Origin of the sequence: Aeromonas sp. 62-46 (assembly GCF_001898585.1) — a bacterium.
Lineage (GTDB): Bacteria > Pseudomonadota > Gammaproteobacteria > Enterobacterales > Aeromonadaceae > Aeromonas > Aeromonas caviae.
Window position 1 is genome coordinate 151869 of the sequence record NZ_MKUI01000023.1, and the last position, 24452, is coordinate 176320.

Annotated in this window: 20 protein-coding genes; 8 read left to right on the plus strand and 12 right to left on the minus strand. The window is 63.0% G+C overall.

What is annotated here, in order from left to right:
- Positions 1 to 89 precede the first annotated feature (89 nt).
- Both queG and ppgK read left to right on the plus strand, forming a co-directional pair.
- The gene (gene queG, locus BGO64_RS09010) at positions 90 to 1244 is read left to right on the plus strand and encodes a tRNA epoxyqueuosine(34) reductase QueG (protein ID WP_286700528.1); all 1155 of its coding nucleotides are present in this window, start codon (positions 90 to 92) and stop codon (positions 1242 to 1244) included.
- Positions 1245 to 1327: 83 nt separating this feature from the next.
- Complete coding sequence (gene ppgK / locus BGO64_RS09015) at positions 1328 to 2071, plus strand: polyphosphate--glucose phosphotransferase (RefSeq protein WP_286700529.1); 744 nt, start codon at positions 1328 to 1330, stop codon at positions 2069 to 2071.
- 52 nt (positions 2072 to 2123) lie between these two features.
- On the opposite strand, the gene BGO64_RS09020 is transcribed toward ppgK, so the two are convergent.
- On the minus strand, positions 2124 to 2579 hold the full coding sequence (locus tag BGO64_RS09020; RefSeq protein WP_010673186.1) for a hypothetical protein: 456 nt from the start codon (positions 2577 to 2579) through the stop codon (positions 2124 to 2126).
- 472 nt (positions 2580 to 3051) lie between these two features.
- On the opposite strand from BGO64_RS09020, the gene metN reads away from it, so the two are divergent.
- From metN to rfaH, 4 genes are all read left to right on the plus strand, one after another.
- Positions 3052 to 4095: a methionine ABC transporter ATP-binding protein MetN gene (metN, locus tag BGO64_RS09025; protein WP_039040957.1), complete on the plus strand. Its 1044-nt coding sequence runs from the start codon at positions 3052 to 3054 to the stop codon at positions 4093 to 4095.
- Complete coding sequence (locus BGO64_RS09030; RefSeq protein WP_029313844.1) at positions 4076 to 4729, plus strand: methionine ABC transporter permease; 654 nt, start codon at positions 4076 to 4078, stop codon at positions 4727 to 4729. The genes metN and BGO64_RS09030 overlap by 20 nt, the downstream gene beginning before the upstream one ends.
- 26 nt (positions 4730 to 4755) lie before the next feature.
- Positions 4756 to 5556, plus strand: coding sequence for a methionine ABC transporter substrate-binding lipoprotein MetQ (gene metQ / locus BGO64_RS09035; protein ID WP_010673183.1), 801 nt, complete (start codon positions 4756 to 4758; stop codon positions 5554 to 5556).
- A gap of 97 nt (positions 5557 to 5653) precedes the next feature.
- Positions 5654 to 6154, plus strand: coding sequence for a transcription/translation regulatory transformer protein RfaH (gene rfaH / locus BGO64_RS09040; protein WP_010673182.1), 501 nt, complete (start codon positions 5654 to 5656; stop codon positions 6152 to 6154).
- A gap of 167 nt (positions 6155 to 6321) precedes the next feature.
- Here rfaH and BGO64_RS09045 read toward each other — a convergent pair whose 3' ends face one another.
- The 6 genes from BGO64_RS09045 to arcB all read right to left on the minus strand — a co-directional run bounded on the left by BGO64_RS09045 (position 6322) and on the right by arcB (position 18174).
- Positions 6322 to 8298 carry a methyl-accepting chemotaxis protein gene (locus BGO64_RS09045; RefSeq protein ID WP_201901558.1) on the minus strand — a complete coding sequence of 659 codons (1977 nt, stop codon included), beginning with the start codon at positions 8296 to 8298 and terminating at the stop codon, positions 6322 to 6324.
- 37 nt (positions 8299 to 8335) lie between these two features.
- Complete coding sequence (locus tag BGO64_RS09050) at positions 8336 to 9547, minus strand: EAL domain-containing response regulator (RefSeq protein WP_041214588.1); 1212 nt, start codon at positions 9545 to 9547, stop codon at positions 8336 to 8338.
- Entirely contained in the window at positions 9540 to 13814 is a 4275-nt protein-coding gene (locus BGO64_RS09055; RefSeq protein ID WP_286700530.1) for a transporter substrate-binding domain-containing protein, read from the minus strand. Before BGO64_RS09055 ends, BGO64_RS09050 begins: the two co-directional genes overlap by 8 nt.
- Positions 13815 to 13958: 144 nt before the next feature.
- Positions 13959 to 14162, minus strand: coding sequence for a hypothetical protein (locus BGO64_RS09060; RefSeq protein ID WP_286700531.1), 204 nt, complete (start codon positions 14160 to 14162; stop codon positions 13959 to 13961).
- Between the two features lie 293 nt (positions 14163 to 14455).
- Positions 14456 to 15832, minus strand: a complete 1377-nt coding sequence (gene dgt, locus BGO64_RS09065; protein WP_049637124.1) for a dGTPase — start codon at positions 15830 to 15832, stop codon at positions 14456 to 14458.
- Between the two features lie 29 nt (positions 15833 to 15861).
- Entirely contained in the window at positions 15862 to 18174 is a 2313-nt protein-coding gene (arcB, locus tag BGO64_RS09070; RefSeq protein WP_045523789.1) for an aerobic respiration two-component sensor histidine kinase ArcB, read from the minus strand.
- Positions 18175 to 18376: 202 nt separating this feature from the next.
- Between arcB and BGO64_RS09075 the strand changes: the two genes are divergently transcribed.
- On the plus strand, positions 18377 to 19375 hold the full coding sequence (locus BGO64_RS09075) for a DUF2860 family protein (protein WP_286700532.1): 999 nt from the start codon (positions 18377 to 18379) through the stop codon (positions 19373 to 19375).
- A 61-nt stretch (positions 19376 to 19436) separates the two neighbouring features.
- On the opposite strand, the gene BGO64_RS09080 is transcribed toward BGO64_RS09075, so the two are convergent.
- The 4 genes from BGO64_RS09080 to BGO64_RS09095 form a co-directional block, all read right to left on the minus strand.
- Entirely contained in the window at positions 19437 to 20129 is a 693-nt protein-coding gene (locus BGO64_RS09080) for a DUF3334 family protein (RefSeq protein WP_029313837.1), read from the minus strand.
- A gap of 118 nt (positions 20130 to 20247) precedes the next feature.
- Positions 20248 to 20694 (minus strand): HIT domain-containing protein, encoded by a 447-nt coding sequence (locus BGO64_RS09085; RefSeq protein WP_039040966.1) that lies wholly within the window; start codon positions 20692 to 20694, stop codon positions 20248 to 20250.
- A gap of 73 nt (positions 20695 to 20767) precedes the next feature.
- On the minus strand, positions 20768 to 21391 hold the full coding sequence (locus BGO64_RS09090) for a DUF2057 domain-containing protein (protein ID WP_286700533.1): 624 nt from the start codon (positions 21389 to 21391) through the stop codon (positions 20768 to 20770).
- A gap of 74 nt (positions 21392 to 21465) precedes the next feature.
- Entirely contained in the window at positions 21466 to 22368 is a 903-nt protein-coding gene (locus BGO64_RS09095) for a LysR family transcriptional regulator (RefSeq protein WP_010673171.1), read from the minus strand.
- Positions 22369 to 22465: 97 nt separating this feature from the next.
- Between BGO64_RS09095 and BGO64_RS09100 the strand changes: the two genes are divergently transcribed.
- Positions 22466 to 23068 (plus strand): short chain dehydrogenase, encoded by a 603-nt coding sequence (locus BGO64_RS09100; protein ID WP_041211120.1) that lies wholly within the window; start codon positions 22466 to 22468, stop codon positions 23066 to 23068.
- A 123-nt stretch (positions 23069 to 23191) separates the two neighbouring features.
- Here the strand turns inward: BGO64_RS09100 and BGO64_RS09105 are convergent, their stop codons facing one another.
- Positions 23192 to 24295 carry a phosphoribosylaminoimidazolesuccinocarboxamide synthase gene (locus BGO64_RS09105; protein ID WP_039040947.1) on the minus strand — a complete coding sequence of 368 codons (1104 nt, stop codon included), beginning with the start codon at positions 24293 to 24295 and terminating at the stop codon, positions 23192 to 23194.
- Between the last annotated feature and the right edge of the window lie 157 nt (positions 24296 to 24452).

Sequence of the window (24452 nt, forward strand, 5' to 3'; positions counted from 1 at the left end):
ACGTTTCATCATCCCATGACCCGGCAACTGGCACGCCATATTGCCGCCCTGCGCCTGCCACACTCCTGCAGGCAGAGGGGGGATGCTGCATGACGGCTGCCGAACTTGCGCAACTGGCCCACGATATCAAGCTCTGGGCAAGGGAGCTAGGATTTGACCAGGTCGGCATCGCCGACACCGATCTCACCCTGGAAGAGCCGAGGTTGCAGGCCTGGCTGGATGCCGGTTATCACGGCACCATGGACTACATGGCGCGCCACGGCATGATGAGGGCCCGCCCCCACGAGCTGTTGCCGGGTACCTTGCGGGTCATCTCGGTGCGGATGAACTACCTCCCGTTCGAGGCGGGCTTTGCCGCCACCCTGCGCGATCCCACCCTCGGCTACATCAGCCGCTATGCCCTCGGCCGCGACTACCACAAGATGCTGCGCAACCGGCTCAAACAGTTGGGGGAGCGCATCGAGCTGCGGTGCGAAACCCTGTTGCAGGCTGCGGGACAAACCCTGGGCGAGTGGCGCCCCTTCGTCGACTCGGCCCCTATTCTGGAAAGGCCGCTAGCGGCCAAGGCCGGCCTTGGCTGGGTGGGCAAGCACTCGCTGCTGCTCAACGAGTCCGCCGGTTCCTTCTTCTTTCTGGGAGAATTGCTCATCGCCCTGCCGCTGCCCGTGGATGCCCCGGTGGAGAAGGAGCTGTGTGGCAAGTGCGTGGCCTGCATCAACATCTGCCCCACCGGTGCCATCATCGCCCCCTATGTGGTAGACGGGCGGCGCTGCATCTCCTATCTCACCATCGAGAATGACGGCCCCATTCCCGAGGAGTTCAGGCCGCTCATGGGCAATCGCATCTATGGCTGTGACGACTGCCAGCTCATCTGCCCCTGGAACCGCTATGCCGATGCCAGCCCGGAGCCCGACTTCAGCCCGCGCCCCAATCTGCACCGCCCGCCCCTCTTGACCTTGTGGGGCTGGAGCGAGGCCGAATTTCTCAAGCACACGGAAGGCAGCCCCATCCGCCGCATCGGCTATCAGCGCTGGCGCCGCAACCTGGCGGTGGCCCTTGGCAACGGACCGGCCAGCAGCGAGGTCCTGGCCGCCCTGCAACAGGCGCTGCCTGAGGCCGGGCCCATGGTGGCCGAGCATATCGAGTGGGCGCTGGCGACCCTGGCCAGGCGTCAGCAGGAAGAGAATAAAAAGACACGATTGCTGATCCGCTGCATCGAAAAAGGTCTGCCGGATCACGCATAAGTGATCTGGCCCTTGCCGGATCGCAGCCATTTTTTCATGCTCTGCCGACCATTGAACATCGGCACAATAAAAGGAAGATTCTGATGCAGATGCTGGGAGTAGATATTGGGGGGTCCGGGATCAAGGGCTGCCTGGTCGACACCGAAACCGGGGAGCTGATTGGCGAACGCCACCGCATCGCCACACCGCAACCGGCAACCCCGGCCGCCGTGGCACACACCCTCAAGGCGCTGGTCGAACACTTCGAATGGAAGGGTCCCGTGGGGTGCGGTTTTCCCGCCACCATCCACAACGGCATCGCCAAGAATGCCTCCAACATCGACAAGAGCTGGATTGAGACCGATGCCGCCCACCTGTTTGCCGATGTGACCGGCCTGCCCTGCCATGTCCTGAACGACGCCGATGCGGCTGGTCTGGCGGAGATGCGCTTTGGCACCGGGCAGGATCGCCAGGGCGTCATCATTCTCATCACCGTCGGCACCGGCATCGGTACCGCCATCTTCGTCAATGGCCAGTTGCTGCCCAATACCGAGCTGGGTCACCTGATGCTGGAAGGCATGGTGGCCGAACACTATTGCTCCGATGCGGTACGCAAGCGCGAGGATCTTTCCTGGGGCCGCTGGGGCAAACGTTTCAACAAATACCTGGCTCGCCTGGAGTTTCTGTTCTCCCCCGACCTCTTCATCCTGGGGGGCGGCAGCGCCGCCAAGCTCGACAAGTTCATCGACAAGATTGAGACCCGGGCTCCCCTGGTGGCGGCCGCGAACCTCAACCAGGCCGGCATCATAGGCGCCGCCCTCTATGGCGCGGCCCGGCAAGGGGGCTGACCGCCAGCAACATCAGAAGACCCGGCCCGTGCCGGGTCTCTCTCATCCGGGCTCAGAGATCGTCGAGGCGATGAGCACCGTGTACCAGACGGGTCAGGCGGGATTGGGCCATGGAGGCCAGGGCTTTCAGCAGCGCCGCCGTGTCGGGCGTGGGGCACTCCCGGGCCAGACGTTCCAGCTCGCCGATGAGCCTCTCCTCCTGGCGTGACACCAGGGCCACTATCTCCGCGGGCTGGGTTGTGGCGGGCAGCGCCAGACGATCCCCCTCGGCCAGCAGATCCTCGCCAAATCCCTGATCCAGCCAGGTCTCCTTCACCGCGCTTCCCATCTGCTCGCGATAATCGTGCAGATGAGCCGCCGCGGCATCCTCCCGCCCTTGCAAATAGGCCAGCAACATCCTGCTGCGCTCAGCATCCACCCGGGGGATCTGGCGCCCGTAAATGTGCCCTTGCCGATGATGAAGCTCCTCGAGATAGAGCATCAGGTCCTTGATCTGTTGGAATCGCATCTCGCCTCCCTCCTGGCATCTACCTGCAGCCAGTATAGGGAGCTGGCATGTCGACACGGCCACGAACTGGTCATTTATTGTTCTGCATCAAGGAGATGGAAAAGAAAACAGAAAAAGAGACGGCAGGAGGAAGGGGAAACCGGCAGCGATGCTGCCCGGACGACCGGGCACCTTGTCCGAAGGGGAGACATCAAATCGACGACATAAAAGATATTTACCAGCTTATATTCGGACCAATGTCATCAAATCGGAATCTTATATTGATGCTGGTGGTTATACCTCCACACCATAGTCAAATGGCGGGAATCCTTATCCATTTTTTAGACGTCTAGACGTAAAAACATGCGTTGACACAGCCATCCGGACATCTTAGCATCATCCTCCATGATGACAGAGCTACCCAGTGAAACCTCTGCCCAATTTACCCGCCTGTAGCGCCCTGTGCTTTAAGGCTGTTAGCACGGAAGAATCCATGATTAAGTTGATCGGTCTCAACAAAGTCTACGGTAAAGGCAGTGATGCCGTGCACGCCCTGCGTGACGTGAGCCTGCATGTGCCCCAAGGCAAGATCTTCGGGGTGATCGGTGCCTCCGGTGCCGGCAAGAGTACCCTCATCCGCTGCGTCAACCTGCTGGAGCGCCCCACCGAGGGGCAGGTCATCGTCGATGGCCAGGACCTGGTCGCCCTCAGCGAGCGGGATCTGACTCAGGCTCGCCGCCAGATCGGCATGATCTTCCAGCACTTCAACCTGCTGGCCTCTCGCACCGTCTCCGCCAACATCGCCTTCCCGCTGGAGCTGGCGGGCTGGAGCAAGGACAAGATCCAGAGCCGGGTCAGCGAACTGCTGGCCCTGGTCGGGCTGGAAGCCCGTGCCCACGCCTATCCGTCCGAGCTCTCCGGCGGGCAGAAGCAGCGCGTCGCCATCGCCCGCGCCCTGGCACCGGCTCCCAAGGTCCTGCTGTGTGACGAGGCCACCTCGGCCCTCGACCCGCAGACCACCCGCTCGATCCTGACCCTGCTCAAGGAGATCAACGTCAAGCTGGGGCTCACCATACTGCTCATCACCCACGAAATGGACGTGGTGAAGGGGATCTGCGACGAAGTGGCCATCATCAGCGACGGCCGTCTCATCGAGCAGGGGGAAGTGGCCTGGTTCTTCAGCAATGCCAAGACCCAGCTGGCCCGGGATTTCATCCACTCCACCATCCACCTGGAAGTGCCTCAGGAGTATCAGGATCGGATGAGTAGCGACCGGGTGCCCGGCAGCTATCCCTTGGTGAAGCTCGGCTTTACCGGGACCACGGTGGATTCGCCGCTGATTTCCGAGGCGAGCCGCCGTTTCAACATCGACATCAGCATCCTGAGCGCAGACATCGAATACGCCGGTGGCGTCAAGTTCGGCTTCCTGCTGGCGGAACTGTTCGGGGACGAGGCCCAGTGCGAGGCCACCCAACAGTTCCTCATCGACAACCACATTCAGCTGGAGGTAATGGGTTATGTCCGAAGCAATGATTAATCTGCTGATTTCGGCTCTGGGCGACACCCTCATCATGGTGTTTGCCTCCGCCCTGTTCGGCTGCCTGCTCGGCCTGCCGCTCGGCGTGGCGCTGCACGTGACCAAGGCGGGCCAGATCCTGGCCAATCCGCTGCTCAACAAGGTCCTGGGCGTCATCGTCAACGTCGGTCGCTCGGTGCCCTTCATCATTCTGCTGGTCGCCATCATTCCGTTGACCCGCTTCATCGTCGGCACCAGCATCGGCACCATCGCCGCCATCGTGCCGCTGACCGTGGGCTGCATTCCCTTCATCGCCCGCCTGGTGGAAGGGGCCCTGATGGAGGTGCCTGACGGCCTGCTGGAAGCGGCCAAGGCCATGGGGGCCAAGCCCCTGCAAATCATCGCCAAGGTGCTGCTGCCCGAGGCCCTGCCGGGGATCCTCAACAGCGTCATCATCACCCTCGTCACCCTGGTGAACTACTCCGCCATGGCAGGTGCCATCGGAGGCGGTGGTCTCGGTGATGTGGGTATTCGCTACGGCTACCAGCGTTTCGATCCCACCGTCATGCTGGTCACCGTGGTCATTCTGGTGGTGCTGGTTCAACTCATCCAGAGCGCGGGTGAGCGCCTGGTCAAACAATGTGATCATCGTTAATCGTCGATTTCTGACAGGAGGTTTTTATGAAATTGGGCATCAAATCCGCAGCAGCTGCGCTGCTGGCAACCCTGGTACTGGTCGGCTGCGGCCAGAAGGAAGAGAACAAGACCCTGAAGGTGGGCGCCATCGCCGGTCCCGAGACCGAGCTGGTTGAGACCGCGGCCAAGGTGGCCAAGGAAAAATACGGCCTGACCGTCGAAGTGGTCACCTTCTCCGACTACGTCACCCCGAACGTGGCCCTGAACGACGGCAGCGTCGACGTCAACGCCTTCCAGCACAAGCCCTACCTGGATGCCCAGATCCGTGATCGCGGCTTCAAGCTGGTGCCGGTCGGCAACACCTTCGTCTACCCGATCGCCGGTTACTCCAAGAAGGTCAAGGCCCTGTCCGAGCTGAAAGACGGTGCCCAGATCGCGGTGCCGAACGATCCGACCAACCTGGGTCGCTCCCTGATCCTGCTGGAGAAGCAGGGTCTGCTGAAGCTTAAAGAGGGTGCCGGTCTGGAAGCGACCGTACTGGACATCGCCAGCAACCCGCGCAACTTCAAGATCGTCGAGCTGGAAGCCGCACAACTGCCGCGCTCCCTGGAAGACGTGGATCTGGCCATCATCAACAACACCTTCGCCGGTCAGATTGGTCTGACCCCGACCGAGAACGGCCTGTTTGTCGAAGACAAGGAGTCCCCCTACGTCAACCTGATCGTTGCTCGCGAGAACAACAAGGACGACGAGAAGGTCAAGGAGTTCGTTCAGTCCTTCCAGACCGACGAGGTCTTCAAGAAGGGGACCGAGCTGTTCAAGGGCGGTCTGGTGAAAGGTTGGTAATCACTCACTCTGGAAAAAAGGCCACGTCAAGCGTGGCCTTTTTTTTTACCCCCGTTATCATAGCCAGAAGCACGGCAACACGAAAAACAGAACAACAATGAAGAAATGGTATCTGGCCTACTGCAAACCCAAGGAAGAGGCCCGCGCCCGCGCCCATCTGGCAGCCCAGGGCGTTGAATCCTATTACCCCATGGTCGAGATTGAAAAACTGCGGCGAGGCAAGCGCGTGCCCCAGCGCGAGCCCATGTTCCCCAACTATCTCTTCATCTACGTGGATCTGGAAGAGGTCACCCCGGTCACCCTGAAATCGACCCGGGGCATCAGTCGCATCATCCACTTCGGCAAGGAGTGGACCCCCGTCAGCAGCCAGCTGATCTACCGGCTCATGAGCCGGGACGACAGCGACGAGGCGCGCGCCAGCTATGCCCGTCTGCCGACCCAGGGAGACAAGGTACTTATCGAATCCGGCCCACTCGCCGGGTTTGAAGCCATCTATCTGGAGCCGGATGGCGAAAAGCGGGCCATCCTGCTGGTCAACCTGCTCAACCAGGAGACCTGCAGCAGCTTCGAAAACCAGGCCTTCCGCCGCCTGGAGTGACCCGTCCTGCCGGCAGAAAGAGCCACAGGGCAGTACACAAGACACCATTCCTCTGCTCCCGATCGGTCAGGACCGCACCTGCGTCGTGCATCCTTCCACCACCAGGTTTTCGGGCCGAAAAAAACGGGGCAGACCCAGAGGTCTGCCCCGTTTTTCTCTCCCTTGCGTCAGGCATCCAGTTCGAAGCGGCTGATGGCCGATGTCAGTCTCCCCGTCTCCCGGGTCAGGCGGGCGGCGATCTGCTCCCCCTGCTGGCCATGCTCGCTGGACTGATGGCTGAGCCCGGCAATCTCCTCCACCGTGCCCGCCACCTCCTGCGCCGCCCTTGACTGCTGCTCGGTGGCGGTGGCGATGGCGGCAAGCTGGCCGCTGAGATCCTGCACCAGCGTCGCCATCGACTCCAGGGTCTCGGTCACCGAGGCCACGGCGCCGCGCCCCTGCTCCACCAGCAGGGTACCGCTGCCCACGGTATCCGCGGTCTCCCGGGTCTGCTGCTGGATGCTGGCAATGGTCTGGTTGATCTCCATGGTCGATGCGCTGGTGCGGCTGGCCAACTGCCTCACTTCATCGGCCACCACGGCAAATCCCCGTCCCTGCTCACCGGCCCGCGCCGCCTCGATGGCCGCATTGAGTGCCAGCAGGTTGGTCTGCTCGGCGATGGTGGCGATCACTTCGGTGACCCTCCCCACCTGCTCGCTCTGGCTGCTGAGCTGCGTCATCGCCTGGTTTGCCTGGGCAATCATGGCACCAATCTGCGCCATGGTGGTCCCCATGCGGGCGAGGGCCTGCTCCCCCTCCCTTGCCTGTTGCTCGGTCTGGCGAGCCGCTCCCGCCGCGTCCGCAATGTTGCCCGCCACATCCCGGGTACTGACCGACATCTGCTCGATGGCGGCAGCCACCGCATCGAGCCGTTGATTCTGGCTCGCCAGATCATCCACGATGGCATTGGTGGTCTGGCCCACCTCGCGGCCAGCCCCTTCCACCTGACCGACCGCCCCCTGGATCTCCCCCACCAGCTCGCGCAACTGTGCCGACATCCGGTTGATGGAGCCCGTGAGCCCTCCCAGCTCATCCTGACGAAGCACGGGCAAGGGGGTGACGGGGAGGCGGCCATCGGCCACCAGGCCCGCCCGTTTCACCAGGCTGGCGATGTCCCGGGTCAGGCGCCGGCTGAACAGCAGGGCCACCAGGGTGCCCAGCAGGATGACGCTGGTGGTGGCCAGCAGCAGGGTGCGGTGAATGGCCTGACTGGCGGCCGCCATCTCCCCCGCCATCTTGTCCACCTCGGCACGGGTATGGGTCACCTGGGTCGCCAGCTGATCCGCCAGCCGGGTCAGGGCGGGCTCTATCTCGGTGGCCATCAGGTGGTTAGCCCTGTCCCAGTCCGGGGCCTGGCGCTTCTCGATCACCTGACCGACCAGCTCTGCAAAGGGGGCTGACATCTCTTCAAAGAGCGTCCAGAGCCCCTTTTGTGCCTCGGTGAAGTTGGCCTCCTGCTGTTTCAGCTCGGCCACCCGCTGCTGGTGGAACTGGTAGTAGTCCCGATACTTGTCCAGGTACTCCTTCTCCCCCGAGATGAGGAAATCCCGCAGGGCGGAGAGCGCATTGCCCAGGCTGTTGTAGGCATCCCCCACCTGCTTGAGCAGCAGGCGCCTGTCACCGGGCAACGTCGCCTGGGGCGTTGCCACCTCTTCATTGGCAAAAGACTGCAACTGATCGAGGGCCGACTCCGCCAGGGGGCCGGCCTCCAGCAGCATCAGGGTGTGGGCGGGCAGGTTCTCTTCGGTGTGAGCCAGGGCCCACACCTGTGACTGTGCCCCCTTGAAATCCTTGAGTGCCCGGGTCAGGTCGGGGGTGAAACGCTGGCGCTCGATGGCGTGCCAGGCCTCTTCCCACTCCTGCTTGATGCGATCACCCTGTGCCGGATCCTTGCCGAGAATGAGATAAGCCCGCAGGGATGAAACGGTGGCAATCAGGGCTTTCTGGCTCGCCTCGTCCCGCTGCAGGGCGGGCAGGGCCTGGGCCAGCAAGGCATCTTGCGAGCCTTCGATCCGGCCGAGCTGATGATAGACAAGGGCGGAGGAGAGAATGATGAGCAGGTTGATAAAACAGAAGCTCAACAACAACTTGCTTGATATTTTCATGGCCATCCTTGGAATTCGTCGGGCATCCTGCCCGGGATTAGCGTCTGATGAGCGCGGGCAAACGAGCCTGCCAACCCTGATGCCATCCCATCAGCTCCTCGCGGGGCATGGGACGGGCGGAGAAGAAGCCCTGGCATTGATCGCACCCCAGCTTCGCCAGCAATTGCCAGGTCGCCTCATCTTCGACCCCCTCGGCCACCGATTTCAAGCCCAACTTGCGAGCCAGCTCGATGCTGGACTCGATGATGGCTAGGCGAGAGGGATCTTCATAGCAGCGATCCACGAAGGATCTGTCCAGTTTCAACTCGGTAAAGGGGAGCAGGGCGAGCTGCTGCATGGAGGAGTAGCCGGTCCCGAAATCATCGATGGAGAGACCAAAACCGTGCATCCGCAAGCGGGTCAGCACCTCCAGCGACTTGCCGAGATCCTTGACGAAGGCGCTCTCGGTCACTTCGAGGGTGATGAGCTCGGGGTTGATGCTCCAGCGCTGGCAGTGGCTGAGCAGGGTGTTGCACAGATCCCCCTCGATGAGGGAGGTGGTGGAGAGGTTCATCGACAGGTTCAGGGAGAGCCCGGTCTTCTCCCACAGGTGGCCGTCCCGCAGCGCCTTGCCGATGATCACCTCGGTGAGCGGGTCGATGAGCCCGTTGTGCTCCGCCAGCGGGATGAAACGGGCCGGCGAGATAAGGCCATATTCGGGGTGCTGCCAGCGGGCAAGCGCCTCCATGCCGAGCCACTCCCCGTTGTGAAAACCCACCTTGGGTTGATACCAGGGCAGTAACTGGTCCTGATCCAGCGCCCGGCGCAGCTCATCCAGGGTCAGGTGATAACCATCCTCTTCCTGGCTGCGCACCTGCTGGGGCCGCCAGGCACCGATGAGCTGCGCGATCTGCTGGGGAGACGCGGGTTTCTCGATGCGCCCCAGCACCTGTAGGCCATAGGCCCGGCTCATGCGCAGCACGGCATCGACCACGTCATCCTCCAGGGCGCTGCACAGCACAATGCCGCCGCGGAACCCGCCAAGGGAGAGGCGGCGCAGCAGCGCCATGCCATCCATGCCGGGCATGCGCAGATCGCAGAACAGGATGTCGACCCTGTGGTGCTGGCACTGTGCCAGCGCCTCCTCCCCGTCCTGCGCCTCCAGCAGGTTGCCGTAGCCCAGTCCACGGATCTGGTGCATCAGGGCCTTGCGCTGGAAGTTGTGATCCTCCACCACCATGATCGCCAACTCATGCCGTGCGCTATTCATCGAGCCATAACCCCGTTTCACCTCTGATAGAGTCCATCAATGCCTGTACCGCCCTGGCCAGGTCATCGAGCTTGTCCAGTTGTTTCAATCTGGCCGCCGCCTCCAGCCGGGCCGCCTCCTCTGCCAATGCCTGCTGTCCTACCATGCGCGCGGCCCCCTTGATGCGATGTGCCGTCTCCACCAGCGCCTGGGTATCCTGGCTGGCCAGCGCCAGCCTCATGTCCTCGCCATCCTGCTCGTTGGCTTCCAGGTATTCGCTGGCCATGCTGCGTGCCACCGCCTCATCCCCAAACAGGGTCAACCAGCTTATGCCAGGTAGCTGAACCCTGGCTTGCCGGGGCGCCTCCGAGGCGAGCTGTTCTTCCTGAGTCGGCAACCAGCGTCCCAGGGTCTGGCTCAGGGCATCCAGGCTGTAGGGCTTGAACAGCATGTCGTTCATGCCGGCATCACGCATCTGTTGGCTCGCCTCCTCAGAGGTATCGGCCGTCACCCCGATAATGGGAGCACTGTCCCCGGCATCCCGCAAGGCTCGAGTGAGGGCATAGCCATCCATCACCGGCATGTGGCAGTCGGTCAGCAGCAGGGCGAAGTCCTGCCCCTGCCAGGCGCGCAGCGCCTCCTCGCCATCTTCCACCACCTCGGACTCGAGCCCCAGGATAGCGAGCTGCCTCGTCAGCAATGCCCGGTTGACGGGGTGATCATCGGCCACCAGCACCCGCCCCCTGAGCTTCTCCCCCTCCATCCCCATCGACTGGCTCGCCTGCTGGTTGAACAGTGACTGGCAGGTTTCCAGCAACAGATCGGGGTAGAGGGGCGATTGTCCCAGTCGCCACCAGGCGTTGCCCCCCATGCGCCCCCGCAGGGCCTCATGGGGAGAGAGTACTATGCCCTTGAGGTTCGAACGCTGCAAACAGGCCAGCCAGTCACTGCCAAGGGCCTGCTCCAGGTGATTCTCCTGCGCCAGCAGATGCCCCTCGAGGGGCTGCTGCCAATGGTGTGCCTCCATGCGTACCAGTCTGGCGCCCAGCCTGGCCATCACCGATTCCAGCCCCTCATCCTCCCCAAACCACCACCATACCTGACCGGTCAGGGGCGGCGCTTCCCACTGGCACTCGGCCAGGGGCAGCGTGAAGGTCACGCAGGTGCCCATTCCGGGGGTACTTTCCAGGGTCAGGCTCCCCCCCATTTTCTGGGTGAGTTGATGACAGATGGCCAGCCCGAGCCCGGTGCCGCCAAACCGGCGGTTGGTGTCGGACTCCACCTGCTTGAACGGGATGAAGAGGGTGCGCTGCTGCTCCAGGGCGATGCCTATCCCGGTATCCCGGACCCGGAAGGCCAGCCGGTCGTCTTCATAATCCACCTGGATGGCGATCGCCCCCGCCTCGGTGAACTTCACCGCGTTGTTCAACAGATTGGAGATCACCTGCCCCACCCTGATCCCGTCGATGCAGGCCAGATCCGGCACCGTCTTCCCCCACCGCAGCGTCACAATGAGTCCCTTGCCATAGGCCAGGGCCGCATGTCCCCGGATGACATCGCAAATCACCGAGGTCAGGCGGCAGTGATGGGGATGCAGTTGCAACTGCCCGGCTTCCATCTTGGAGAAGTCCAGGATGTCGTTCACCAGATAGAGCAGGTGGTTGGTGGAGGTCGAGATATTGCGCAACATGTAGCGCTGATCGTCATCCAGCGGGCTCATTTGCAGCAGCTCCAGCATGCCGTGCATGCCGGAGATGGGAGTGCGAAGCTCATGACTCATGGTGGCGAGGAAGCGGCTGCGCGCCTGGGTCGCCTCCTCCGCCACCCGCCTGGCCTGGCGCAGCTCCAGCTCCTGGCGCTTGAGCTTGGTGATGTCCTGCACCACGCCGTTCAATATGACCCCTTCAAGCCCCTCCTGGTGAACGAAGTGACCACGGATCTGCAAATAGCCCGCCTCCCCCTGGCGCCGGATCTCCACCTCGAGATCCAGCGGCTGCATGCTCAGGGCATGACGATCCACCGTGGCCACGAAGTCCTGGTGCGCCTTGCCTGTCAGCCCCAGGATGGAGGCACCGGTGACCGCCATGCCGACCAGGTCCTCTTCGACCCCCACCATCTCCCTGACCCCTTGCGAGGTGTAGAGGAAGTGCCCCTTGCCCGGCCCAAGCCAGTGATACTGATAGACCAGACCCGGCATGCTGTCGGTGATCTGGGTCAGCCGGGTCTGCGCCTCCTGGGCCGCAAACCGCGCCTGCTCCAGCTCGGTCACGTCGGTCAGCACAGTCAGGATCCCGAGCCGCTTGTCATCGGGCCCCGCAAAGAGCCGCTTGGTGTATATCATCTGGTGCAGGCGATCGTCATCAAACCGGATCTCGCCCCGGCCATGGAGCTCCTCTCCGCTCTCCCAGACGCTGGCATCCTCCTCCATCACCCTGGCACGGATCGACTCGGGCAATCGATCCTGGAGCAACCGCTCATAGGAGCCCGTCAGGTTCTCCCCGCCGAGGAACATCTGCCGGTACGCCCGGTTCGTCATTGCCACTTCATAGCGCTCGTTGGTCAGCACCACCTGGTTGGGCAGGGCATCCAGCATCATCTGGACAAACACCAGCTGCTCCTCGAGCCGCCGCTCGGCCTCCCGCCGCTGGCTGATCTGGCGGCGCAGCGTCCGGTTCCAGCCCATGAACAGCAAGAGGCAGAGCAGGAAGATGCCGCCGCCGAGGGAGGACCAGAGCAGCACCGTCTTCGGATCCAGTCCCGTCTGTATGGTCAGGGAGAGCCACTTTTTCTCCAGGGCGGAGAGCTCGTCGGGGGGAATGGCGATCAGCACCTTGGTGAGGATCTGCTGCAGCATGGGGTCCTGCAACTGGGTCGCCATGGCGATGGGTACCCGCAGGTCGCTGCCGGAGAAGACCACCTGGTAGCGGTCGCTGAATCCCTTTTGCAGCGACTGCTCCAGGGTGGTAGTGCTCATCAGCACATAGTCGACCTTCTGCTGGTCCAGCAGGGGCAGCAATTCGGCATCGCTGGCCACCGGCACGGCAATGGCCCCCACCTCGTTCAGCAAGACCTGCTCCACCGAGCCCCCTACCATGCCCACCCTGTGCCCTTTCAGTGCCCTGGCGGCGGTGAGCTCGGCCATCCCCTGCCTCGCCACGACCACCCGGTTGATCGACGCGTAGTTGGGGGTAAACCGGGCAAACTGCTGACGCTCCGCGGTGGGAGTCATGGCAGGGATGAGATCCAGCTTGCGATCCTGGAAGAGCGCCATGCTCTGGGCCCAGCTCCGGGTCGGCACCAGGGTGAACTGGAGCCCGGCACGCTGGCTCATCAGTGTCAGCAGATCGGCAATGAGCCCCTTGAGCCGCCCCCTGTCGTCCACCTCGCTCATCCCGGGCCAATCCGGGGCAACCCCGTAGCGGATGACCGGATGTGCTTGCAACCACGCCTGCTCCTGCGGATTGAAGACGATCTCCCTGCTCCTTTTCACCAGGGCATAGTCGAGGATATCCCCCGCCTCCAGAATGGCGCGACGCTCGAGGGGAGAGATATCCTCGAGGGCCCGCTCCAGCAATCCCTGCAAGACATCATTCCTGGGCGCCACGGCCATGGCGAGGGAGGTATCCCTCATCCAGTCGATCCTGGCCAGCGCCATGCCCGCCATGGCTTGCAGCCTGTTCAGCATGGGCAGCTCGGCCAGGTAGGCATCCGCCTTGCCCTCCTTGAGCATGAAGATCGCCTCGTCCCGGCTGTCGGCCGTGATCAGGTTCGAGATCCCCAGGCGCAGCAGCTCATCGCAGGCGCTGACACCGAAGACGCAGACCCAGCGCACCCCATAGGCCTCCTCCAGGGAGAGGCTCTCCCGCCCCCCCGTCAGTAGCACGGCCCGGGGCAGTGCCATCAGCTCGGAGGTAAATTGCATCTGCAGGGTGCGGGTCGGGCTCGGTGCCACCCCGATCAACATGTCGACCTTGCCATCCAGCAAGGCCTGCTGGACCGCCGCATTGTTGGCATAGGCACGGTAGCGAAGGCTCACCCCCAGCCTGGCTGCAATCTGAGAGGCGAACTCATCCAGGGGGCCGGTGAAGTTGCCGCGCCCATCGGTATAGACATAGGGTGGCCAGGCCGCCGAAGGCATGCCGACGACCAGTTCATCATGGGTGGCAAGCCAGTGCAGTTCGTCCCGGGTGAAGTTGCTCTGGTCCAGTTGCGCCGGCGCGGCCGCAACCATCAGGCTCCAGAAAGCCAGACCACATAGCAGGATGAGACGACAGCAGCGGCGGAACATTATCAACTCCCATACGAAACGGAGGGGGATCATAGAGTGTTTGGCGCAATGTGCGACAACTAAATTGAGACAATGCTCATCAGGAAAGAAAAATGGCAGGCCCAGGCCTGCCATCCACCAGGTCGGGGGCCAGGCCCCCTCCCCTCAGGTTATTCGATTCCCGAGCCGGAAACCGGTTTGAAACTCCCGCTCACGGATGTGGGCGATCTGCACATTTTGCCCTTCCAGACCGATGTCTTTGAGCAGGACAGGCGAAAGGTACAGGTAGCTGACGCGACGCTCCAGCCGGGTGATCCTTTTTTGAACCAGGGTCTCTACGTGGCGCAGCAGGGCGAGTTCGATAGACATAATATTCTCCAGTTGAACGTGCGGTTCCCCCGGAGAGAGGTGATCACCCTGCGGGACAACCGCGGGTGATGAAAAAAGCAGGTGTTACCTGTCCCCTCCACGCGGCAAATAAAGAGCACGAGTCTTCGCGCTGCCAGAGCAGCGATCGAACGCAACGTTGAACATGGAATGTTGCATGGTCGTCTCCTTACCGTGTGAAAGTTGAACAAGTTGCCGCAGTGTAAAAAAACACCGAATTTTACGCAATATCTCTCCCACCCATATGGGTGGAATGCGGCCAAAAAGAGGTTCAGTCAAATCCCTGACAACAGCCGGAACTCCTCCAGTGCATAGGTATCCGTCATGCCGCTCACATAATCGAGCAGCAGCCGCACCCGGTAGTACCACTCCTGCTCGCTCTCCTTTTCGAAACGGGGATCCCGGCTCGCCACCGCCAGCCGGTACGCCTTGAGGTGGCGGGCAGAGAGGCGGTGGAACAGCCGCCGGGCAAAGAAGAGCTCGCTCCCGCCGTTGCCTGCGAGCAGCCGCTCGAACTGGCTGACGGGCAGGGCCAGCAGGCAGGCGTAGGTGGAGAGCACCCCGCGCAGGGCGGCATAGCCTTCCAGCTCCAGCGCCTCCACCTCCGGGCGCATGAACACCAGCTCGCGAGCCACCCGCTTGAGGGTATCGAGTACCCGGGCTGCCGGAGCCTGACCGTGCAGCAGCGCCTGGGGATAGGCCCCGCTCAGGATCTGATCGTGCTCGGCCACATAGGTATGGGCGGCCAGCGCCACCAGATCCCGGGTCAGATGCTGGCGAAAATGGGGGAAGAACCCCCGACCGGAGGCAAGCGCCTCATCGAGCAGGTCGGCCATGTAACCGCCCTCGTCCGCCTCGCGCAGAGCTGCCAGCAGCTCGATCTGGGTGAGGATGCGCCTGTCCACCGCATCCTCGAGATCGGCGATGCAGTAAGAGATGTCGTCCGCCGCCTCCATGATGTAGACCAGCGGATGACGGCACCCCTCGGCCAGCCCCAGGCTCTGGCCGAGGGCACGATAGAGGGGTTGTTCGCTGAAGAAGATGCCGCGCTTGCTGGTCCAGCCGTGGTGCTGACCATAGCCCTGGGGATGGTGCAGGCCCGGCACGGGCTGCTGCGGGTATTTGCACAGCGCCGCCAGCTGCCCCAGGGTGAGGTTCAGCTCATGCAGGCTGTGCACCAGTCGCAGGCTCTGGGCATTGCCGTCAAACACCAGCAGATCCTGGCGAAGGGTTGCCCACTGGGGGCTCGGCAACTGGTCGTGGGCACGGGCGAAGAGGCCGTCCAGCTCCTGGGCAAGCCACTGACTCATCACCTGCTCGCCGAAATGGCCAAACGGCGGGTTGCCGACATCGTGCAACAGGCAGGACATCTCCACCAGATTGATGAAGGCCCCCTCGCACACCACTCCGGCTGGCAACGCCGCCAGGATGCGGCGACTGATCTGGCGACCGGTCTCCTGCACCTCCAGCGAATGGGTGAGGCGGCTGCGCACCGAGGCTTTCACATCGAGCGGGAAGACCTGGGTCTTCTGCTGCAGGCGGCGCACCGGCGCCGCCTGCACGATGCGGGTGCGGTCCTGCTCCGTCGCCTCCAGCAGGTCTTCGTCTCCCCAGGGGTGAATGCGCTCGGGGGGGATCAAACGGTCATACATGTCGCGGCTCCTTGCCTGAGGCGTCGTGTCTACGAGAGCAGCCAGCGCCGCAGGCGGGCGATGTCACCCGGGTATTCCCGGCGCAGGGTTTCAATCCAGTCTTCCACGTTCTCCCACCAGGCGGGGTGTTCCGGGCTCTGGATAAGCTGGGCCGTCTGCTGCAACCGGCGCAGGCCGATGGAGCCCGCCGCCCCCTTGATCTTGTGGGCCTCTTCCACCACACCGGCCTGATCCCTGGCAATCATGTTGGAGTCGAGCACCGCCATGTAATCCGGCATCATCTTCTCGAACAGCTCGACGCTGGAGAGCAGCACCGGCTTGCCGACCGTGCTGGCGTAATCGGTGAGGAAGGGCAGATCCAGCAGGGCATCCTGATGGTGGACATCGTCCTGCTCGTCCGCCTCGTCCCCGGCGAGATCCGCAAACAGGTGGCCTATCACCTCCCGCACCGCCTTGGAGCCCAGCGGCTTGTTGATCACATCCTGCATGCCGTGATCCCGGTAGTACTGGCGATCGCCGGTTGCGTTGGCGGTGAGCGCCACCATGGGGGGCAGGCTGTCGCCGTAGCGCGCGAGCAGTTGCTCCGCCACATCGAACCCCGTCATGTCCGGCAGCTGGATGTCGAGCAGGATCAAGTCGAAATCATCCGGGTTGGCCATGGCCAGCGCCTCTGCACCATCCCGCGCCACCTTGACCTGATGGCCGAGCTTGTTCAGCAGGGCGCAGGCCACGGTCACGTTGAGCTCCACATCCTCCACCAGCAGGATGTCGAGGGAGGGCATCTCGGGCTCCGGGGCCGCGGCCCTGGGCTCGACGCAGTCCACCTCCAGCTCGGCGGTGAAGCAGGCGCCTTCGCCCGGGTCGCTGTCCACATAGAGTTGACCGCCCATGGCCTGCACCAGCTGGCGGGAGACCGCAAGGCCGATGCCGGTGCCGGTGGCGTGCTTCTTGCCCTGCACCTGATAGTACATGGCGAAGATCTTCTCCTGCTGGGCACGGGGAATGCCCACCCCGGTGTCTTCCACCTCGAAGTGCAGCGCCAGCTTGCCCGGTTCATCAGCGGCGTGGGCGAGACAGCGTATGGTGACGCCCCCTTCATCGGTGAACTTGACCGCATTGCCCACCAGGTTCCACAGCACCTGGCGCAGCCGGGTGCCGTCCGCCATCACGAACTGGGGCATGTCGCCGTCCCGGTCGAAGTGCAGGTAGAGCCCCTTCTGCTCCGCCTGGATGCGCGACAGCGTCTCCAGCTCGTCGAGGAAGGCGGGCAAATCCAGCGGAGCCGGCGCAATCTCCAGCCGGCGACGGTCGAGCTTGTCCAGATCGATGATGTCGTTGAAGATGTTGCCGAGCGTCACCGCGCTCAGGTGGATGGTCTTGAGCTGCTGCTGCTGTCTGGCATCGAGGGGCGTATCCATCAGCATCCGGCTCAGGCCGACGATGCCATTGAGCGGGGTGCGCAGCTCGTGGCTGATGGTGGAGATGAAGGTGGTCTTGTCCCGACTCGCCTTCTCCAGCTTGTCCTGGTACTGCTTGCGCTCGGTGATGTCGCGACCAAAGCCGAGCAGGCCGAGCCGCTTGCCGAAGCGGTCGAAGAAGGGCACCTTGCGCAGCTCGAAGTAGGCCTTGCGGCCATCGGGATACTCCAGCCACTGCTCATAGGTGAGCGGCTCGTTCTGGGCGAAGACCTGCTTGTCGGTCTCCACCACCTTGCTGGCGATGTCGTGCTTGTAGACATCGAACGGGGTCAGGCCGATGAGTTCCGCTTCCACCTTGCCGGTGAGCTCCTCCATGGCGCGGTTGCAACCGGAGAACTGCTCGTCCTCGTTGCGGTAATAGACCAGATCGGGGGAGCAGTCGATGAAGGAGCGCAAGAGGGCGGTACGCTCCCCCAAATGCAGTTGGGCCTTCTCCCGCTGGAAAACCTCGTTCTCGAGATCCTCGATGGCTTGCTGGCGCAGGGTCTCGGCCCGGTTGGTCTCGGCGATCTGGGCATTGAGGCGGCTGATGTTCTCCTGCAACTGGCTGTTGAGCTCGAGATCCCGCTCGCGCATGTCTTGCAACTTGCGCACCATCCGGGTCAGCCGCTGGCGGGAGTCCTCCAGCTGATCCACCACGATGGAGAGAAAATAGACGGCCCAGGGGGTCACCAGCAGGCCGAAGAAGACAGAGCGCACCAGGTCGACGATGTCCACGGTGCCGCGCAAAAACAGGGTCACCCCCATCTGGATCGAAACGGCCAGCACTATGATGGCGGTGGCCAGGAACATGCTGAAGCGCACCAGTCCCAGCTTGGTCATCAGGTCGACGTAATATTGCGCCCAGGATTTGATCTGCTTCATCTCGTTGTTTTCTCCCCTTTTCTTGCGCAAACAGGATACCAGTACGGCGCCATGAACTCTTGTCCGTCGCGTATTCAATTATTGATTAACGTCACACTCCGGCTGGGGTAGCATGCCTGCCATGCCTCAGTCAGCACCGGTTCCACCGGAATACCGGGGCACACTGTCACCCTTCTCATTCGTTATGTCAGGAGCATACCCGATGCGAAATCATGTTCTGTTGAGCCTTGGCCTGCTGGTCGCCACCACCGCCCACGCCGATCTGGGGGAGATCCCCCGCCAGACCGGCTGGTCCGGTTTTCTGCTGGGCGGAGTCAATGCCGGCAGCCACAAGTCCAACTTCTATGCCGGTGACGACAGCAACAGCCGTATCGATGATCTGGGCTCCCCCGGCCGCGAAAGCAGTCTGAGCCCGCTGCTCAATGCCGATATCCGCTACACCTTCGCCGATACCCGCACCCAGGTCTTCCTCGGCAACCTCATCCAGGACGCGGTGCGCTTCGACTTTACCCAGCAACTCGGTCTGCGCCAGGAGATGGGTGACAAGGGTATCGTCGCCACCTCCCTGGTGTTCAACCTCATGCCGGTGGAAGTGTGGAGCGATCCCTTCGCCACCGGCGTGGACCGCAGCGCCACCGATCTCACCTCGAAAGGGGTGCGCTTTGCCTGGGACAGGATCTGGGGCAGCAACGTCTACGCCACCCTGACCAGCCGGGAAGTGGAGCTCGACGAGGAGCGCAGCGGCCAGCAATATGACCTGACCCACGGCACCCACTACGCCTCCATGCTGAGCCGCAACGGCAAGGTCCACGACCTGGCTGTCTCCTACCAGTACCACTTCGGCGGCGACCAGCTGCTGGAGCCCGCCTTCCTCTACAAGGAGGCCCGCCTGGACGGGAGTGCGGAGAGCTTCAAGAACACCGGTCTGCAGCTGACCTATGCCAAGCGCGCCTCCCAGTGGTCCATCGTGAGCAACCTCTACGCCGGCAAGCGCAAGTATGACGAGGCGAATCCCCTGTTCGGCCAGCGCGCCGATGCCAGCGAGTTCGCCCTCAATGGCACCTTCTTCTGGCACAACCTGTTCGGCATCAAACCCCTTGCCGCCACCTTCACCGCGGCCTACTCCAGCGCCGACTCCGACATCGACTTCTACGATGCCGAGGCGCTTCGCTTCAGTACCGGGCTGCTTTACAACTTCTGACCCGCCCCAAGCAAGGAGGCCACCCCCGGGGTGGCCTCTTCATTTGCACAACCCTCGACCATCAGATGCCGAGGGAATCCAGCAGATCGTCGTGCTCGTTGCTCGCCGGCGCGGCCGCCGGTGCCGGTTTGGCTGACTGCTTGGCCTGGGCGATCAGCTCGTCGGGATCCACCTCCTCCTGCACGCCGCCATCATGGATCCGGATAAACTCCGTCTTGTCCATGGCCAGCTCCAGATAGAAGATGTTGTTGCTGGCGGTGAAGAAGGTCACCCGGCGGGTCTCGGGATTGTCGAGGTTGGTGTCGACGCTCAGCATCACCTGCTTGTTGAGCGCCAGCATCTTGGGCTGGTTCTGGGTGATGTGGGTCTGCAGCTCGCGCCCCACCTTGGTGGTGAAGCTGCCGACGATCTGGTTCATCAGCTCGCCCATGACGTTGCTCACCTCGTCCGAGGTGTGGGAGATGGCAAGATCCTCCTTGGAGAGCCCCATGCTCAGCATGTAGCTCTGGTAGAGCTCCATGGCCGCGGCGGCGGAGAAGTTGATCACCACCAGCCCGGAGAAGCCGCCGTCAAACAGCACGAAACAGCCGATGTCAGGCTTGAGGCAGGTCTTGCTGATCCGCTGCACCATGCCGGAGAAGCGCACCTGGGTCTGGGTCGCCGCACTCAATACGCTCGTCACCGAATTGCACAGGCTCAGCAGTACGTCCTCTGTGGTCAATACGGCATCATCCTCGGATCTTGTCACTATCATGGAACCTTCCTGCTGATCGAAATAATGGGGCTGTCACTCGTGTCGCCCATGTCACCATGCACCGACGCGATACGCTAACAGATTGCGTGATCCCGGTGCCCAAAGCGCGAGCCACCTCTCACTTGACTGGATTATCAGTCAGAAATGGCTGAAATCCATCCAGGGTAGCCAGACGGGTTTGCCAACTGGCAGCCGCCCCTTGCAAAGCCTGCTCCTCATAGGGAATGGCGGGACAGGCACCCCAGATGGGACCGGGCCAGGCCGCATCCGAGCTGAAGCGGGCCACGTGGTGCAGGTGCAGCTGAGGCACCAGATTGCCGAGGGCCGCCACGTTGATCTTGTCCGGGCCGAGTGCCCGCTCCATCAGGGTGGCGACGGCGCAGGACTCCTGCATCAACTGCTGTTGCTGCTCGGGGGCCAGATGATGGATCTCCCGCAGGTTGGCGACCCGGGGCACCAGAATCAGCCAGGGATACTGGCTGTCTTTGGCCAGCAGGACGCGGCACAGGGGCAGATCCCCGAGTATCCGGGTATCCGCCTGAAGGCGGGGGTGCAATTCAAACATGGGGGCCTCGCTGATCAACATGGGCACATCGGGAATCAAAGATGTGCCCACGTTACTGCAACGGGGAGCAAACTTAAAGGCGCGGCACGGCCCAACCGATGAAGCGCTTGCGAAGCGCGGGGTCCGCCTGCAGGAAAAGCTGTTGCAACTGCCCTTCCAGGGCGCTGGCCGGCACGGAGGAGGCCCGGGGCGTCGCCACGGCGGCCGCAGTCACATCCGCCGCACCGGCGAGCACGGCAGGCCCCTCGCCACGGTTGTACTCCATCAGCCTGGCATGCCAGTCCATGCCGATCTGCATCCCCTGCACCATCAGCGTATCCTGGCGCACCTCGAGGGGCTGCCCCCCCGCCACCAGGCCCAGGACAGGGGCCCTGGCGTAGCGTTCCATCCCGGCCTCGTCCGCAGGCACGGGAGCCTGCAGGCGCACCGACTGCCCGCGGGCCTCATAGCGAAGCACCTGGGGCTCGGAGCGAACCTGGCGATCGTTGTCGCTGCTGTTGCGACTCGGGATCACCCCCTCGTAGCGCACCAGCAGTTGCTGCTCTCCGTCGGCCAGCACGGCATGCTGCTCGTCCTGCACCTTGCCTGCGCTCACCGCCAGGATCTGGAAATCCCGGGGCACCTCGACCCTGACCTCGGCCTGCACACCGCTGCAGCACAGCAGCGCAACCCCTGCCCAACCCTGATGACGCTTCATTCCCTGACTCTCCTTTCGCGATGAAGGGCGCAGGGTAGCAGCCCCAGATGACAGAAAAATAACGGGATGCAGGCTCACCCCAGCAGATAATGGGGCCGCTCGGCAAACCACTGGGCCAGCACCTGCTTGAACAGCCGGATCTTGCGCGGCACCCGGCGCTGCTGGGCGTGCAGCACATGGATCGGATGCAGGCCGGTCTGCCACTCCGTCAGCACGGCCACCAGCTCCCCTCGGGCCAGGCTGGCCTCCACCAGCATCAGTGGACACTTGGCAAAGCCCATGCCCGCCCGGGCCAGTTGCAGCAGGGTGCTGTAGTGGTTGGCCCGCACTCGCCCCTGCACCAGGATGTGCGCCTCCTCTTCCCCCTGGCGAAAGTGCCACTGCTCCCAGTCCGGGTTGTGGCCCTGCAGCAGGCAGGAGCGCCCCCCCAGCTCATAGGGAGTGGCGGGGATCCCCTCTCGCGCCAGCAGGGCGGGGCTTGCCACCACCACATCCTTGAGCCTGCCGAGCGGCAGGGCCACCAGGTTGTCGGGAATCAGCTCCATGGCCCGCAGAGCGATGTCATTCTCCCCCTGGCTCATGTCGATCATGGCATTGGTGAAGTTGAGCTCGACCTGGACGCCGGGGCACAGCTCGGCAAAACGGGCGAGCAGCTCGCTCACCATGCGGTCCCCCGTGCTGACCGGGCAGGTGAAGCGCAGGCGGCCGCTGTCCTCCTCGGTCAGGGCGCGGATCCCCTCCTCCGCCTCCCGGGCCAGGGCGAAGATCTCGCCGGCCTGCAGGTGAAGCACCCGCCCCGCCTCGGTCAGGCTGAGTCTGCGGGTCGTGCGCTGGAGCAGCTGGGCATTGAGGGCGGACTCCAGGGCGCTGACATGGCGACTCAGCATCCCCTTGCTCACCCCCAGTGCATCGGCAGCGGCGGAGAAACTGCCCCGCTGCACCACTTCATAGAAACTGGCCAGGTGAGTGATATCCATCATTAGCACCAATATGGAAACAATGGGTTCATCATAAGCGCTTTTTCTCCCTTTTTATCCCGCTATCATCAACTCATCTCAACCAGGAGCGATAGATATGAAGATTGTGATTGTGGGTGCCTCCGGCACCATTGGCGCCGCCGTCAGCGAACTGCTTGCCCAGGATCATCAGGTGATCCGGGTCGGTCACAGCCAGGGGGATGCCAGAGTGGACATGCGCGACCCGGCCTCCATCCGGGCGCTCTTCGAGCAGGTCGGGTCCTTCGATGCCCTGGTGGTCGCCAGCGGCAGCGTCGCCTTCAATGCCCTGACCGAGATGACGGACGAGCAGTGGCAGGTAGGGCTTCAGAGCAAGCTGATGGGCCAGATCAACCTGACCCGGGCCGCCATTGCCCACCTGAGCGACCGTGGCTCCATCACCCTCATCAGCGGCATTCTGAGCGAGGAGCCCATCCACTGGGGGGTGAGCGCCACCACCATCAACGGTGCCATCGAGCACTTCGTGAAAGGGGCCGCCTGCGAGCTGCCAAGGGGCATTCGCATCAACGTGGTCAGCCCCACTGTGCTGGAAGAGTCCATGGGCAAGTATGCCGACTTCTTCCCGGGCTTCGTGCCGGTACCCGCCGCCCGGGTGGCCCAGGCCTACAAGAAATCGGTACTGGGGGTACAGACCGGTCAGATCTTCCGGGTCAATGGCTGAGCGCTCCGGACAACCCAATGAAAACGGGCCCCGTCATGGGGCCCGTTTTGTCATCTGCGTTGCAAGCGCCTCGCCAGCCACCGGCAAACGTTTGTGCGCCTGCGGCAAAAAAAGCGGTCGGCCTCAGTCGATCAGGCCGTACTGCTCCCGCAGTACCTCGATGATCTCCTGCTTCGGATTGGCACTGCGTACCAGCGGCTGACCGATGATCTTCTCGGCGATCCCCACATAGGTGCGGGAGATATCCATCATCACCTCGGTGGGCAGCTTGTTGTCACGGGCCAGGGCGAAGCGCTCGGGCATGCGGTTCTTGTTGAGCAGGATGTCCGGATCCGGGAAGTGGTTCAGCAGCCACTGGCGGAAGCCCTCTTTGGACTTCTCGATGATCTCGCCGCCGCGAAGGGCAGCGCCGTCCCAGATGCGGGAGCTGTCGGGGGTGCCCACTTCATCCATGTAGATGAGCTTCTCGCGACCGGCGGCATCGGTCACGTAACCGAACTCGAACTTGGTGTCGACGAAGACCTGATCCAGGGCAGCCAGCGCCTCGCTGATGACGTTGAAGCCCTCTTTGAGCAGCGCCTCGTAGCGGTCGATGTCCGCCGGGGAGCGGAAGCCGAAGGCCTGATGGTGGCGCTCGATGTCGCCGCGGGAGACGTTGACGTCGTCCGCTTCCGGCACGCCATCCAGCCCCTTGAGGATCCCCTTGGTGGACGGGGTGATGAGGATCTCGGGCAGCTTCTGATCCTTCTTGAGCCCTTCCGGCAGGGTGATGCCGCAGAATTCCCGCTCACCATCCTTGTAGGCACGCCACATGGAGCCGGTGATGTACTGGCGGGCAATGGCCTCGATCATCACGGGACGGGCTTTTTGCACGATCCAGACGAAGGGGTGCGGGATGTCCAGGATGTGGCTGTCCGCCAGCCCCTGCTCCTTGAACAGCTTGAACCAGTGGCTGGAGATGGCATTGAGCGCCGCGCCCTTGCCCGGCACGCCGTTCAGACCGTCCACCCCTTGCCAGATGCAGTCGAAAGCCGAGATGCGATCACTGATCACCATGAGGGCCAGGGGCGTATCGGCCGGCACATCATAGCCTTTCTCCCGAATGAGCCGGGCACTGTCTGCCGGGGTCAACCAGTAGACGCTGCGCACTTTGCCGGAATGGACAGGTTTATCGGTACGGATCGGCAAATCGTCGTTCACCGCCAATACTTGATCTGCAAGACTCATGGCTAATAACACTTCCTGTTGTGGGACTAGTTAGGCAGGGGCACCAGACCCCTGTCTGTGGGGGATTCACATCATCAGGTACTCAAGCCCGGGGCAACCGGCTCGGCACGCTGGCCCTGCGGCAACCCGGACATAACAAAACAGGGGCGCGAGGCCC